The sequence below is a fragment of the Massilia soli genome (assembly GCF_016809835.1).
Classification (GTDB): Bacteria; Pseudomonadota; Gammaproteobacteria; order Burkholderiales; family Burkholderiaceae_D; genus Telluria_A; species Telluria_A soli.
Genome location: NZ_JAFBIL020000009.1, coordinates 121,210 through 135,467, shown reverse-complemented (window position 1 = coordinate 135,467; position 14,258 = coordinate 121,210). Strand labels below are relative to the sequence as shown.

The 14,258-nt window shown below is 63.9% G+C and carries 10 protein-coding genes; 8 read left to right on the top strand and 2 right to left on the bottom strand.

Annotation, left to right across the window (positions count from 1 at the left end; genetic code table 11):
• The first annotated feature begins 10 nt into the window (after positions 1 to 10).
• The 5 genes from I4X03_RS21020 to I4X03_RS21000 all read left to right on the top strand — a co-directional run bounded on the left by I4X03_RS21020 (position 11) and on the right by I4X03_RS21000 (position 3,983).
• Positions 11 to 388, top strand: coding sequence for a hypothetical protein (locus I4X03_RS21020; protein ID WP_223470348.1), 378 nt, complete (start codon positions 11 to 13; stop codon positions 386 to 388).
• A gap of 93 nt (positions 389 to 481) precedes the next feature.
• Positions 482 to 820 (top strand): hypothetical protein, encoded by a 339-nt coding sequence (locus tag I4X03_RS21015; protein WP_223470345.1) that lies wholly within the window; start codon positions 482 to 484, stop codon positions 818 to 820.
• Positions 821 to 822: 2 nt separating this feature from the next.
• A complete protein-coding gene (locus I4X03_RS21010; protein ID WP_223470336.1) occupies positions 823 to 2,211 on the top strand; it encodes a TolC family protein in 1,389 nt (462 codons plus the stop codon).
• A gap of 17 nt (positions 2,212 to 2,228) precedes the next feature.
• Positions 2,229 to 3,623, top strand: a complete 1,395-nt coding sequence (locus tag I4X03_RS21005) for a multicopper oxidase family protein (RefSeq protein ID WP_223470333.1) — start codon at positions 2,229 to 2,231, stop codon at positions 3,621 to 3,623.
• A gap of 39 nt (positions 3,624 to 3,662) precedes the next feature.
• A complete protein-coding gene (locus I4X03_RS21000) occupies positions 3,663 to 3,983 on the top strand; it encodes a copper-binding protein (protein WP_223470331.1) in 321 nt (106 codons plus the stop codon).
• A gap of 3 nt (positions 3,984 to 3,986) precedes the next feature.
• On the opposite strand, the gene I4X03_RS20995 is transcribed toward I4X03_RS21000, so the two are convergent.
• Positions 3,987 to 5,186 carry a beta propeller repeat protein gene (locus tag I4X03_RS20995; protein WP_223470329.1) on the bottom strand — a complete coding sequence of 400 codons (1,200 nt, stop codon included), beginning with the start codon at positions 5,184 to 5,186 and terminating at the stop codon, positions 3,987 to 3,989.
• A gap of 207 nt (positions 5,187 to 5,393) precedes the next feature.
• On the opposite strand from I4X03_RS20995, the gene I4X03_RS23120 reads away from it, so the two are divergent.
• Positions 5,394 to 9,320 carry a DUF4214 domain-containing protein gene (locus I4X03_RS23120; protein ID WP_267874090.1) on the top strand — a complete coding sequence of 1,309 codons (3,927 nt, stop codon included), beginning with the start codon at positions 5,394 to 5,396 and terminating at the stop codon, positions 9,318 to 9,320.
• Positions 9,321 to 9,327: 7 nt separating this feature from the next.
• Here the strand turns inward: I4X03_RS23120 and I4X03_RS20980 are convergent, their stop codons facing one another.
• Entirely contained in the window at positions 9,328 to 9,831 is a 504-nt protein-coding gene (locus I4X03_RS20980) for a pyridoxamine 5'-phosphate oxidase family protein (RefSeq protein WP_223470320.1), read from the bottom strand.
• A gap of 162 nt (positions 9,832 to 9,993) precedes the next feature.
• Here I4X03_RS20980 and I4X03_RS20975 point away from each other — a divergent pair, with 162 nt between their 5' ends.
• Both I4X03_RS20975 and I4X03_RS20970 read left to right on the top strand, forming a co-directional pair.
• Positions 9,994 to 12,084, top strand: a complete 2,091-nt coding sequence (locus I4X03_RS20975) for a TonB-dependent receptor (protein ID WP_223470317.1) — start codon at positions 9,994 to 9,996, stop codon at positions 12,082 to 12,084.
• A 207-nt stretch (positions 12,085 to 12,291) separates the two neighbouring features.
• Complete coding sequence (locus tag I4X03_RS20970; RefSeq protein ID WP_223470315.1) at positions 12,292 to 14,253, top strand: serine protein kinase; 1,962 nt, start codon at positions 12,292 to 12,294, stop codon at positions 14,251 to 14,253.
• Positions 14,254 to 14,258 lie beyond the last annotated feature (5 nt).

Genomic DNA, 14,258 nt, shown 5'->3' with positions numbered 1-14,258 from the left:
CTGCGCCACCATGAAAACGCTGAAGTCCATTCTCGCCTGGCTCTTGCTGCTCGCGCTCCCGCTTCAGGGATTCGCCGCGGTGTCGATGTCGATGTGCGAGATGGGCGCCCCTGCGGCAGCCGCTTCGGCGCCAGCCGCGCACGCATCTCCGCCGATGCCCGAGGGATGCGAGCATCACGCCGCCGCGGTCGCGGGCGACGACAGCGCCGGCGGCATGGTCAAGTGCAGCACGTGCGCCAAGTGTTCGGTTGGTGCGGCGATCGTTGCAGCGTTGCCGCTTCTGCCTCAGGTCAATTCCCACAGCACCGAGCGCATTCCCTACATCGCCGCGCACGACACCGCCTGTATCTATGGCGCACTTGAGCGCCCGCCTCACTCCGTCGCCTGAACGCGGTGGCTGGCGACAATCTCGCCGCGCCTGTCGATTCGGTTCCCCACACCCGTGCGATGCATGCGGCATGTGGATTGACGAGAGAATGATATGACTATCCCACGACGTTTTGCCTTGCTGGCCCTGATGGCCGGCGCCGCCCCGGTTTCCGCAGGCGCCCAGGACAGCCCTGAACTGGCGCCGATGAAGGCCACCGCGGCGGCAGCGCCGCTAGCCTATGAATCGGCGTTTGCCGGCTATCGCGGCGACAAGGAGCTGGTCCCGGTTGCGTGGAAAGACAGTAACGCGCGCGTCGCCCAGCCCCACGATGAACATGCCGGGCATGACATGGGCGCGATGAAGCATGGCCATCACGCCAAGCCGGCGCCAGCGCCGGCCCCGGAGCCCAAGAACAAGGACCCGCATCAGGGTCACCAACACAAGGAATGAGCATGCGTGTTTTGATTCCCTCCGCGCTCGCCCTGCTGCTGTCCGGCTGCGCTTCGCTGTCGGCCGACGGCGGTTATAGCGATGTGCAAGCCCTGGCCCAGGCGCGCAGTGCCCAGCCGGTCCCCGCGCGTCCGGTTGCCGGCGCGGCGGCCGAACGCCAGCTGGCCGAACTGCTGGCAAAGCCCCTGACAGTCGACAGCGCAGTCCAGCTTGCCTTGAGCAACAACCGCGGCCTGCAGGCGTCGTACGCCGAACTGGGCGTGGCCGAAGCCGACCTGGTGCAGGCTGGCCGCATCGCCAACCCGGTGTTCAGCTTTGGCCGCATCAAGGGCCACGAAGGTATCGAGCTGGAGCGCACCCTGACCTTGCCGATCATGGGTTTGCTGACGATGCCGATCGCGCTGCCGCTGGAGCGGCGCCGCTTCGAGCAGGCCCAGATGCGCGCCGCCGGCGAACTGCTGCGCGTGGCCGACGACACCCGGCGCGCGTTCTACAGCGCGGTCGCGGCGCAGCAGAGCGCGGCCTACATGGAGCAGGTCAAGGACTCGGCGGATGCCAGCGCCGAGCTGGCGCGGCGCATGGCTGCCGCCGGCAACTGGAGCAAGTTGCAGCAGGCGCGCGAGCAGGCCTTCTACGCCGACACCGTGGCGCAGCTGGCGCGTGCGCGCCAGGCAAAAGTGGCCGAAAGGGAACGCCTGACCCGCCTGATAGGACTGTGGGGCAACAACACCCAGTTCCAGCTGCCCGACCGCCTGCCCGACCTGCCGGCTGCGCCGCGCGACATCCAGAATGCCGAAGCGCAGGCCATGGCCAACCGCCTCGACATGCTGATGGCGCAGAAGGAGCTGGCCGGGCTTGCCGCGTCGCTTGGCCTGACGCGCGCGACCCGCTTCGTCAACCTGCTGGACCTGTCGTATTTGCATAACACCACGCCCGACGGCGAACGCGAGAAAGGCTGGGAGATCGAATTCCAGATCCCGCTGTTCGACTGGGGCACGGCGCGCGTGTCGAAAGCCGAGCAGCTGTACATGCAGGCGGTGCACCGCGCGGCCGCCTCGGCTGTGGATGCGCGTTCCGAGGTGCGCGAGTCCTACCTGGCCTACCGCACCGCCTACGATTTGGCGCGCCACTACCGCGACGAGATCGTGCCGCTGAAAAAGCGCATCTCCGATGAGCAGCTGCTGCGCTACAACGGCATGCTGATCGGCGTGTTTGAATTGCTGGCGGACGCCCGCGACCAGATCATGAGCGTCAACGCCGCGATCGAAGCGCAGCGCGATTACTGGGTGGCCGATTCGGCGCTGCACGCGGCAATGACCGGCGCTGGCGGCGCGCGCCCGGCCGCCCGAGCCAGCAATGCGCCGGCGGCAGCCGCTGCGCCACAACATTAAGCTGGAGAACACTCATCATGGTTTCACGTAGGGATTTCTTCCGCAACGCCGGCGCCGCCGCGGTCACCACCGCCGTGGTCAGCCGGGTTGGCGCGGCGTCGCTGCCAGAGGCGGTCGTCATGGACAGCGCGGCGACCCAGGCGCCGCTGATGCCGCCCAATGGCCGCCCGTACAACCCGGTGGTCACGCTGAACGGCTGGACGCTGCCGTGGCGCATGAAGGACGGCGTCAAGGAGTTCCACCTGGTGGCCGAGCCGGTCGTGCGCGAAATCGCGCCGGGCATGAAGGCCAACCTGTGGGGCTACAACGGCCAGTCCCCGGGCCCGACCATCGAAGTGGTCGAGGGCGACCGCGTGCGCATCTTCGTCACCAACAAGTTGCCCGAGCACACCAGCATCCACTGGCATGGCCAGCGGCTGCCGAACGGCATGGATGGCGTCAGCGGCCTGAACCAGCCGGCCATCCCCGTCGATAAAACCTTCGTCTACGAATTCGTGGCGCGCCGGCCAGGCACCTTCATGTACCACCCGCATGCCGATGAAATGACGCAAATGGCGATGGGCATGATGGGCTTCTGGGTCACGCACCCGAAAAATCCGGCATTCCAGCGGGTCGACCGCGATTTCTGCTTCCTGCTCAACGCCTACGACATCGACCCGGGCAGCTTTACGCCCAAGGTCAACACCATGCTCGACTTTAACTTGTGGACCTTCAACAGCCGCGCTTTTCCGGGCATCGACCCGATGGTGATCGGCCTCAACGACAAGGTCCGCATCCGGGTCGGCAACCTGACCATGACCAATCACCCGATCCACATGCACGGCCACGAATTCACCGTGACCGGCACCGATGGCGGCTGGACGCCGCCGGCGTCACGCTGGCCCGAGGTGACCACGGATATCGCGGTTGGCCAGATGCGCGCGATCGAGTTCGTCGCCGATGCGCCGGGCGACTGGGCGTTCCACTGCCACAAGTCGCACCACACAATGAATGCCATGGGTCACGATGTGCCGACGCTGATCGGCGTCGAGCAGCGCGACGTGCTCGAAAAGATCAACAAGCTGGTGCCGGACTACATGATCATGGGCGACAAGGGCATGGCCGACATGGCCGACATGGAAATGCCGCTTCCGGACAATACCTTGCCGATGATGACAGGCACCGGGCCATTCGGCGGCATCGGCATGGGCGGCATGTTCACCGTCATGAAGGTGCGCAAAGGTCTGGCGCGCGACGACTACAAAGACCCGGGCTGGTACAAGCACCCGGCCGGGACCGTTGCCTACGAGTGGAAAGATGGCAATACAGCCATTCCGGAGCCTGTCAGCGCGCCGGACAAGCAGGCAATGGCGGCAAAACCAGGCGAGAAAGTGTTGCAGGTTGTAAAGCCGGTCAACCATCGCGGTCACTAGGCCGTTGTAACCAGACATTGAACACGTAGAGGAATACAGATGAAATTGAATGCTTTCCTGATTGCAGCAGCACTCGCTCTTCCCTTGACCGCTACCGCCTTGGCCGAGTCCCCGGCAGCGAGCGCGGCGGCACCGGTGGCCCTGGTCGCTGGCGAAGTGAAGAAGGTCGACAAGGACACTGGCAAAATGACCATCAAGCATGGCCCATTGGCTAATCTGGACATGCCTGCCATGACGATGGTATTCCGCGTGAAGGATCCGGCGATGCTGGACAAAGTCAAAGCGGGCGACAAGATCAAGTTTGCCGCCGAGCGCGCCAACGGCGCCATCACCGTCACCCAGCTCGACGTCGCCAAGTAAGCGCTACGGTTTGCCGAGGGTAAGCTGGATCAGTTTGCCCTTGGCGGTTTCATCCTCATTCAAGGTCAGCAAGACGCGCCCTTGCGGATCCTCCACCAGCGAGGTCACCTGCCCCGACAGGCTGGCATCGTTCGGCGCGCGGTTGTACCCCGGCAGCAGCGACGACAGGTTGGTCCAGTTGTCGCCGCCATCGGCCGACCACGCAAGGTAGGCACGCGCATTGGCCTTGTCGAACCCACCCACCACAATCACGTTCGGCTTGTTCTTCAGGGACAGGAATTTTTGCACGTACGGATACATCGTGCCGCCCTCGGCCGGGTGGCGGATCACGAACTTGAACGTCGTGCCGCCGTCGTCGCTGCGCAGCAGGCCGCCCTCGACACCGGCAAACACGCGCTGGGTACCGGCGATCGCATCGATGAACTGGATGTTGCGGTTTTCGAGCGCGGGTACGGCGACCGGCAGTTCGGTCTGCGACGCGAGGCGCGAACCGTCCGCGCTTAATCGATAGGCGCGGAGGTAGGCCATGTCGAGCGGGCATTCGCCGCCCACCAGCAGGCGGTCGCCGACGACGTGGAACGCCTGGTGGTAGCAGGTCATCGCATCGAACTGGCCCAGCAGCACGCGCCAGCTGGCCGCCTTGTTATCGGACACGAACAGGTTCTGGCCTGCCCCGGCGTTGCTGTACAGGCGGCTGCCAACCATCTTCAGCTCATCCATCCACAGCGTGTAGCAATATTGCTCGTAGCAGGCGCGCAGCGACTGGTCCTGCGCGACGAAGCTGGTGCCGGCCTGGTTCAGCGCGCACAGCGCGTGTTCGGCACCGGCGCCAGCATCGTCGTACCAGGGCTGGAACAGCCACAAGGTATCGCCGAGCGGACGAAGGGCTGGCGCGCGCTGCGGCGCGTTGCCGCCGAACGGGCCGATGCGGCAGTTGCCCAGCGCGACAGTATTCCATTGCGACGCCACTGAGACCGGCAAGCCGGTGCGCACCACCGCCGTGCCCTCGGTGGCGGAGTTGGACATGCCGATGTAGGCGCTGCCGTCATGGAAGACGATGTTCTCCATGCCGCGCGCGTGGCTGGCCAGCACGTCGATGCGGGTGACCGGGGCGGCAACGAAGATTGGCTCGCCACCGCATCCCGCCAGCATGAGGATGGCGATCGAAATAGCTGTGGAAAAAAAGGCCTGGCGCCGGATCATGGCAGCTCCTGTCTGGATGATGGTTGCGAACCGCTGAGTCCGCTGCTGCGCTATTTTCGCGGGTTCAGCTGGCCCATTCCATTGCTCTTGTGTCGACAGAGTGTCGGGAATGTGTAAGGCATGCCTGTTGCATAACCCACAATCATGTGGACATTTAGGCAATACTTGGACATACTTCCGGTTTTCCGACAGGCAGGCGCCGTACCGATGAACATCACCGACAGTCAATCAGCGGTTCCTGCCGCGCTTCATACCAACTCGGCGATGCGGGCAAGTGCCGATACCACCGCTCCGGCCCTGCTGCGGGTCGTCTCGCCGGCGACATCCGGACCGGTATCGCCATTGCTGGGAACCGTGGTCCTCGAGTTCTCCGAAGCCGTTTTCCCCGGGGTTGGGAAGATCCGGCTGTTCGACATGTACAACGCGGCTACCTCGATCGAGGTCGACATCAACGATCCTGCCGTGAGCATTTCCGGCGCCATGCTTACCTGGACACTCCCGGGCGCCCTGCCGCTGGGCGGCCGGTTCTGGATTGAGCTGTCCGCAGGCACCGTCAAGGATGCGGCTGGCAATTTATCCCCCCAGTTCTACAGCCTGTCCTTCGATGTTGAGCGCAGTGCCGTCAGCGTCGACCTGACCGGAACCAGCGGTCGCGACGTCCTGCATGGCAGCGATCTCGCCGATACGCTCGACGGCGGCACCGGTGGCGCCGATTCGCTGTACGGCTACGGCGGGAATGATCACCTGTCGGGTGGCGACGAACCGGACGATGCCGCCGGCGACAAGCTTTATGGCGGTGACGGCGACGATAGCCTGTATGGCAACGCCGGGCGCGACGCACTGTTTGGCGGCAGTGGCGACGACCGGATCTTCGGCGGAACCGGAAACGACGAGCTACGCGGCGACGCGGGCAATGATCTGCTCGACGGCGGCGACGGGGACGATTTTTTGCGTGACGAGCATGGCGCCAGCGACATGCGCGGCGGCGACGGCGACGATGTGCTTCAAGCCTTGGCGCCGAGTGTCGGCAACCGGCTCGACGGCGGAGCGGGCAACGACAAGATATGGGCGATCAAAGGCGACACCGTTACCGGCGGCGCCGGCAATGACGAAATTTTCGTGTACAACACCGCAGCACCGGCAGTCGGACCCGGCGCGATAACGGGCGGAGATGGCGACGACAAGTTTCATATTTCCTTTTTCGGCGGCACAGGTTTCGCCCCCGTCCTCGGTGGCGCCGGCAGGGATACCTATGTCCTGTCGTCTTATTCCGGCTATGACGCCTACTATGTCGTGGGAGACTTCGCAGCGGGCGTGAACGGCGACATGATCGATGTGTCGTCGATGAGCACGGGGAACGGCAGCAACCCCTTCTCGCCGGGAGGGAACCTCCGCTTTGTCCAGCACGGCGCCGATGCCGTGCTCGAAATGCGCATCAACCCAATGCACGCATTCAAGCCCCAGATCAGGCTGAGCGACGTGCACGTTGACGACATCAGGCAAAACATTGTGGGTGGCCATGATCCAAGGGGCTCGGCGCCCGGGATACTTGTCGGTGGCGCAGCAGGCGACATGCTCGACGGCACATCGAACGATGACGCCATTTACGGCATGGGTGGCTCCGACACCATTTTCGGCCACCAGGGCAATGACCTGATCGAGGGCGGCGACGAGACAGGCGTCGGCGACAGCCTGTTCGGCGGCGAGGGCGACGACACTGTACGCGGTGGCGACGGCGATGACCGGATTGATGGCGGTACGGGCCGGAATCTGCTCGAAGGCGGAGCGGGAGATGATTTCCTGCTCGACCGGGGCGCCGGCAGCACCCTGCTTGGGGGCAAAGGCGACGACATACTGCAACTTGAAGGCACTGAACAAGGCAAGGCTGACGGGGGCGACGGCAACGATGTGATCAGCGGCGGACGTGGGCACGACACACTGATCGGCGGCGCCGGGAACGACGTGATCAAGGTGATGGCGGCGCTTGCGCCAGGCGCTGCATGGCCATATTCGGTAAACGTTGACGCGGGCGAGGACGACGACCTTGTCATCATTGAAGGCCAGATCGCGCCACAGGCGCTGGTCGGCATCGTTGGCGGTGGTGGCAACGACACCTTCGGATTCAGAAGCTCGTTCAGCGGCGCGACCGTTGTCATCCAGGACTTCCATGCCGGTGACCAGATCGACCTGACGAGCTTGTTGCCGATAAACGCTGCCGGCGATCCATTTGGCAGCGGCGGCTGGTTCGTGGCGTCGCAAGTTGGCGCTGACTCGGTGATCCATTTCGACCAGGATGGCGCCGCCGGCACCACGCACGCGCCGGTGCCGGCGATTGTGCTGCACTCCGTCTCATTGTCGGAACTCACTGCCGCAGAGTTTGTCGGGGGATTCGATCCGGGATCGCGCGATATCGGGGTCAACCTGGTTGGCACGGCCGGCAACGACACATTGATCGGCACGCTTGAGCGCGATCGCATCCACGGGGGTGATGGCGCCGATACCATCAGTGGCGGCGAAGGCAGTGACTTCCTGACCGGTGGTGATGAAACGCCGGGTGATGCTGGCGACAGCATCCGCGCAGGCGGTGGCGACGACACCGTCTACGGCGGCGCTGGCGATGACTTCTTGTCCGGTGACGATGGCCATGACTGGCTGACCGGGGGGAGCGGCAATGACACGCTGGAGGGCGGCGCTGGCGAGGACCACCTGTATGGTGGCGATGGCGACGATACCCTGGCGGGCGCGAGTGACACAAACTGGCTTTATGGCGGCGCTGGCAACGACCGGCTTCACTACACCAGCGGTGGTGGCACGCTCGACGGCGGAACTGGCGATGACGAGATTACGCTTGCTAACACCGACCCCGAGAATGGCGTAGAGGTCTACGGTGGCGATGGAAACGATACGATCATCATCCCGGCCACTGCAACGCCACTCTCTTACGCCCCCGTCTACGGTGGCGCGGGCCGGGATACCTACCGCCTGGAAAGCACGCAGGCTGCGCCGGGGCTCGCTCTCTGGGATTTCACGCCGGGTCCCAACGGCGACCTGCTCGACCTTACCAAGCTGTTCGCAAAAGTTCCCAATTACAATGGCGAGAACCCATTTATTCAGGTGGGCCTGATCCGCCTGATACCGACAGACGCCGGTCTGGAGCTGCAATTTGATCAGGATGGCGCCGGCTCTGCACATGGGTTCGTGACTGCGGCGACGCTTCCCAGCATGCCTGCCGCATGGGTCGGCGCAGAGAACTTTACCGGAACCCTGGCGCCGATGCTGCCTGTTCCGCCCGCCCCAGTGCCCCCTGCGCCACCACCTGCCCCTCCCCGGCCGCCGGCGCCGGTGCCAGCACCACCGGCACCTCCGGCACCGCCCCCTCCTGCGCCGCCAGCCCAGCCAAACCCCGGTCCGGTATCGGGCGGTGACGCGTCGGATGTAATCAACGGCACGCTATCGAACGATACCTTGATGGGACTGGGCGGACAGGACCGCATTTCCGGTGGCGCCGGCGACGATTATCTCGATGGCGGCAATGACAACGACGTGTTGTCTGGGGGGGCTGGCGACGACCGACTTCACGGAGGGAGCGGCATCGACACGGCGACATTCGTGGGACAGCGTGGCAACTTCGTGGTTCAGCGCAGCGAACTTGGCATCACGATCAAGGATCTGACCGGCGCCGAGGGGCAGGATACGCTGTTTGGCGTCGAACGGGCTATCTTCGGCGCAAGCCATTTCGCGCTCGACATCGAGGGCGCCGGCGGCCAGGCCTACCGCATCTACCAGGCCGCGTTTAACCGGGCCCCGGACATCGCCGGCCTTGGCTACTGGCTGGCGGCGCTCGACAAGGGAAACAGCGTTGCCGATATCGCGGCAGGTTTCATGAATTCCCCGGAATTCGCCGGCCTGTACGGTGCCGCCCCATCGAATGAAGACCTGGTGGCGCGCTTCTACGAGAACGTGTTGCACCGCAAGCCCGACGCGGGCGGCTCCGCGTTCTGGCTTGACGTGCTCAATTCTGGCCGCGGTACGCGGGCCGAAGTATTAGCACTCTTCAGCGAGAGCACCGAGAACCAGGCCGCACTGGTCGGCGTGATCAGCCAGGGCATCGAATACCTGCCCTACCTCGGCTGACGCGGGCTTACAGGTTGATCTTGCCGTGTTCGGTTTCGTCCATCTTCGGCGGCTCGCCGGTGATGGCGGCCTTGGCCATGGCGAACAGCGAGACCATCTTGCTCGACGCGGTATCCCAGTATTCGGCGCTGTGCGGGACCACGCGCACCAGCGCGACATGAATGTCGTCAGGGCCGTTGGGGAACCATGCGGCGACGAACGGATTCCACAATTCGTGCACCTTGGCACGGTCGACCACGCGCTCGGCGCGCCCGCTGACCGACACATATAGTCCGTCCTTTGGTTCGGCGAAGCTGACGTTGACTTCCGGGGTGACGGCAATGTCTTCCCACAAGCCGGTATTAATCGACGTGAAAAACCACAGGTTGCCGGCCTTGTCCATTTCCTGATTCGTCATCGGCGCTGCGACCAGATGGCCATGCTGGTCGGTTGTCGTAAACATCGCGAAGCGTACCGAACTGATTTTGTCGGATAACTCCTTGACGTTATGGGCGGAATTGGTTGGGTACATAAACACTCCTTCGAAGTTGGCATGGACAAGCCGCTATCTTGTACCCGATGGCGCGATTCATCTGTGCGCGTGCGAACGTAAGCCTTGCTTGCCATGCCGATTTGCCATTTCCGCAAAGTTAAATCATAATGCGAACTATTCTCATTCATATTCAAGCAAAACATGTCCCACATCCGCCCTACCCGTCTCGCCCTCGCCATCGCGGCGGTTTTTTGCAGTAGCGCCTTTGCCCAGTCGACCGAACAGACCTTGCAAGAAGTAAAGATCGTCGGCACCAGCGAAGCTGGCTATAACGTCGTGGAGACCGCGACGGCGATGAAGACCGATACCCTGCTGCGCGATACGCCACAGGCAATCACCGTGATCAGCAAAGACCTGATCCGCGACCAGGCCATCCAGAGCATGACCGATGTGGTGCGCTACGTGCCGGGCATGGTCCCGTCGCAGGGCGAAGGCAACCGCGATGCGGTGATCTTCCGCGGCAACAATTCGACCAGCGATTTCTACATCGACGGCATCCGCGACGACGTCCAGTACTTCCGTGATTTCTACAACATCGACAGCATCGAAGCGCTGCGCGGTTCGAACGCGATGATCTTCGGCCGCGGCGGTTCGGGCGGCGTCATCAACCGCGTCTCCAAGCAGCCGCAATGGACCACGATCCGCGAAGGTTCGCTCACGCTGGGTTCGTGGGATAACCGCCGCGCCACCATCGATACCGGCCAGGCCATCAATGACAGCATGGCGTTCCGGGTCAATGCCATGGTCGAGGATTCGGGCAGCTTCCGTGACGGCGTCAAGGTCGAACGCAAGGGCATCAACCCGACCGTGGCCATCCGCGCCGGCAAGAACACCAGCGTGGTGCTGGGCTACGAGCATTTCCAGGACGAGCGCGTTGCGGACCGCGGCATTCCTTCGCAAAACGGCCGCCCGTTCGATACCGACGCGTCGACTTTCTTCGGCAATGCCGAACTGAGCCCGACCTGGTCGAGGGTCAACGCGTTTACCGCCGTGATCGATCATGACTTCGGCAACGGCGTAGCACTGCGCAACCGCACCCGTGCGGCTGACTACGACAAGTTCTACCAGAACGTGTTCGCGTCCGGTCCGGTCCTGCCCGCGGGCACCGTAGCAATCGGTGCATACAGCACCGCCACCCAGCGCGAGAACCTGTTCAACCAGACCGACCTTACCTACACCCTGGACGCCGGCGGCATCAAGCACAAGCTGCTGGTTGGCGCCGAGTTCGGCCGCCAGGAAACCGACAACCTGCGCCTGACCGGCTACAACAGTGCCGGCACCACCGCCCTGAGCGTGACGGCTGCCGATCCGGTCTACCGCGCACCGATCGCCTTCCGCCCGTCGGCAACCGATGCCAACAACCATGGCGTGGCCAAGGTGGCGTCGGCCTACATCCAGGACCAGCTCGAATTCACGCCGCAGTGGCACGCCGTGCTCGGCCTGCGCTACGACCGCTTCGATGTCGACTTCCTCAACAACCGCACTGGCGCCAAGCTGGAGCAGAAGGATTCCCCGGTATCGCCGCGCGTCGGCCTGATCTACAAGCCGGTGGAAGCGCTGTCGCTCTACGGCAGCTACAGCATCGCCTACGTGCCGCGCGCTGGTGACCAGCTGAGCTCGCTTAGCGCCACCAACCAGGCGTTCGATCCGGAAGAGTTCAAGAACATCGAACTGGGCGCCAAGTGGGATATCCGCCCGAACCTGTCGGCCAGCGCCGCGGTCTACAAGCTTGACCGCACCAACGTCGTGATTCCCGGCCTCACCAGCGCCGACCCGAGCCAGCTGGCCGACGGCCAGACCACCAAGGGTGTCGAGCTCGGCCTGTCGGGCAAGCTCACGCGCGCATGGAGCGTGATGGGCGGCTACGCCTACCAGGACGCCGAACTGACCGCGACCCAGTCGGCCACCGCGCGCGATGGCGCACGCCTTTCGCAGGTGCCGAAGCACAGCGCCTCGCTGTGGAACCGTTACGAAATCACCCCTGCGTGGGCCGCCGGCCTGGGCGTGATCTACCGCGACGAGATCTTCACGAGCACCTCGAACGCGGTCAGCCTGCCGTCGTTCACCCGCGTCGATGGCGCCCTGTTCTACACGCTGAACCAGAACTACCGGGTCCAGGTCAATGTGGAAAACCTGTTCGACAAGCGCTACTACGCGTCGGCGCACAGCGATACCAACATTTCGCCAGGGTCGCCGCGCGCGGTGCGCGTTGCCCTGAACGCCAGGTTCTAACCGTTTAGTTCGGCAAACCATGCGGCGCCTGCGGGCGCCGCTGGCCGTTAACCGCCCGGTTTTCACGGCTGAGGCCGGAAATGCCGCCGATAGGTTCGCGCGTTCACATTGAGAAGGGTCATCGGCGACATCGCCCCCGCGCCGATACTTGAACTCCGGGCGGCCTGCGCCACGCGCTTGCCGCGCCTATTTCCCGACGGAGGACATGTGACATCACCTGGCGAAGCGCTGGACCAGCAAGCTGGCCAGCATGGCAACTTTCTCGATAGCCTCAACCAGTTCACCAGGCAGCATCGGGCCGGGCACTGGTCCGGCACGTTTGCCGAATTCATCGACACGGTGCTGCCGGCAGCGCCGCACCAGGTAGCGCGCAGTTCGCACCAGTATGTGTGGGACATGATCCGCGGCAGCTTCGTCGAGGGCGGCGACGGCAAGGTGCGCTGCAGCCTGTTCGAGGACGACCTGTTCGGCATCGATCCGGCGATCGAGCGCGTGATCGACTACTTCAAGGCGGCTGCGGCCGGCTCGGAGGTCGGCCGGCGTCTGCTGTTGCTGCTCGGCCCGCCATCGGGCGGCAAGTCCAGCCTGGTCATCCTGCTCAAGCGCGGGCTGGAAGAATACAGCCACACCGACGAGGGCACCTTGTACGCCATCGCCGGCTGCCCGGTGCATGAATCGCCGCTGCACCTGGTGCCGCACACCATGCGCGCGGCCTGCCGCAACACCTACGGCATCGACATCGCCGGCGAGGTCTGCCCGCATTGCCGCGCCCGTCTGGAAGACCAGTTCGGCGGCGACTTCATGCAGATGCCGGTCGAGCGCCTGTTTATCTCCGAATCGGGCCGCTGCGGCATTGGCACCTACGCGCCGCACGACCCCACCACGGCCGACCTGGCCGACCTGGTCGGCTCGGTTGACCTGTCCAAAGTGGCCCAGTACGGCGACGAAGGCGACCCGCGCGCCTGGTCCTGGTCGGGCGCGGTCTACGCGGCCAGCCGCGGCGTGCTCGAAATGATCGAAATCCTCAAGGTCAAGCGCGAGTTCCTCTACCTGCTGCTGACCCTGACGCAGGAAAAGAACGTCAAGGTGTCGCGGTTCCCGCTGATTTATCTCGACGAAACCATTCTGGCGCACACCAACCTGGCCGAGTTCCGCAAGTTTCTGCAAGAAAGCGAAAACGAGGCGCTGCTCGACCGCATGGTGATCATCCAGGTGCCGTACACCCTCAATTACAAGGAAGAAGCACGGATCTACAAAAAGCTCATTTCATCGGCGGCGCCGGCATTCCGCGACGTCCATCTCGACCCCCATGTGCTGCATGCGGCTGCCGTGTTCGCCATCCTGTCGCGCATCCAGGAAGGCGACGACAAGGAGGTCGAACTGGTCAGGAAAGTGCGGCTCCATGCCGACGAGGAAGTCGAGGGCGTGAACCGCGCCGACGCCCGGCGGGTCAAAGAAAAGGAAAAGGCGCCCGAAGAAGGCCTCGCTGGCGTGTCGCCGCGCTTCGTGATCAATGCACTGTCGAACGCGATCATCCAGTCGAACCAGAAAAGCCTGTCGACCATGGACGTGCTGCTGGCGCTCAAGGACGGCATCGAGAGCGATGCCCGCATCGACGCCAAGAAGAAGCGCCGCTGGGTCGACTACCTGGTACTGACCCGCAAGGACTTTTACAACCGCTGGGTCAAGGAAGACGTGCACAAGGCGCTGTTCGTGTCGTTCGAACAAGAGGCCCAGGACCTGCTCAACAAGTACCTCGACGAGGTCGAAGCCATGCTCGACAACCGCCAGATCAAGGACCCGATCACCAGCGAGGAGCGGCGCCCTGACGAGCGTTTCCTGCGCGCGGTCGAAGAAAAGATCCATATCTCCGAATCGGGCAAGCAGTCGTTCCGCCAGGAGGTGGTGCGCAAGGCAATGGGCGCATACAAGCGCGGCGTCAAGTTTGGCCTGGAAAGCCACCTGCAGCTCAACGACGCCGTGCAGCAATACCTGTTCGAACAGCGCCGCGATGTGCTCAGGCTGGTCAGCTCGGCCAAGCGGCCGGACGAGGAAATCCGCACCAAGATATCGGCGGTTGAAAAACGCCTGGTCGATGAGTACGGTTACGACAGCCACAGCGCGCGCGAAGCGCTGAACTACGTAACCACCCTGCTGGCACAGGAGTAGCACCC